Source organism: Paenibacillus sp. OT2-17, assembly GCF_009827695.1.
GTDB classification, from domain to species: domain Bacteria; phylum Bacillota; class Bacilli; order Paenibacillales; family Paenibacillaceae; genus Paenibacillus; species Paenibacillus polymyxa_B.
Window position 1 is genome coordinate 1 of record NZ_WUDQ01000963.1, and the last position, 786, is coordinate 786.

Annotated in this window: 1 protein-coding gene; it reads left to right on the forward strand. The window is 47.8% G+C overall.

Annotation, left to right across the window (positions count from 1 at the left end):
- The coding region (locus GRP75_RS28485) for a vitamin B12 dependent-methionine synthase activation domain-containing protein (RefSeq protein ID WP_272917259.1) at positions 1-626 on the forward strand (626 nt) is incomplete at its 5' end.
- Positions 627-786 lie beyond the last annotated feature (160 nt).

Sequence of the window (786 nt, forward strand, 5' to 3'; positions counted from 1 at the left end):
GCATCATGTTTGAAGCTGTGACGGACGGAATCATCCAGGCACATGCTATGTATCGTTTCTTTCCAGCGCAGTCTCAAGGAAATCAAATTCTGATCTATGATCCGTCGGATGTGAGCAAGGTACTGCACACATTTACATTCCCGCGCCAGCAGGTAGAGCCTTATCTATGTCTGGCTGATTTCTTGAAATCAGTGGAATCCGGGGTTATGGACTATGTAGGTTTCATGGTCGTTACAGCTGGTCATGGGATTCAGCAGATATCTACCCAGTGGAAAGATAAAGGAGATTATCTGCGCTCGCATGCACTTCAAGCGGTAGCACTCGAAGTAGCAGAAGGGTTAGCGGAACGGCTTCACCATATTATCAGGGATAGCTGGGGGTTCCCAGACCCTGCCGATATGACAATGAAACAACGACACGGTGCCAGATATCAAGGCATACGGGTATCCTTTGGCTATCCGGCATGTCCAGATCTGGAGGATCAGGGGCCGTTGTTCCAGTTGTTAAAACCTGAGGATATTGGCGTTGAGCTGACGGAAGGGTTTATGATGGAACCGGAGGCTTCTGTATCAGCCATGGTGTTCAGCCACCCTCAGGCGCAGTATTTTAACGTCGAAAAGGTTTAACACCTTTATCAGATAGGATAGCAAATACCCTCCGAGCTTCGGAGGTTTTTTGCTGGTCAGCAGGAAGAAGGTTAATGTTATGGAATTTTATTTTCTCGGTACAAATGCAGGGGTGCCTACGATTCAGCGAAATGTAACGTCCATCGCTCTTCGTTTGCTG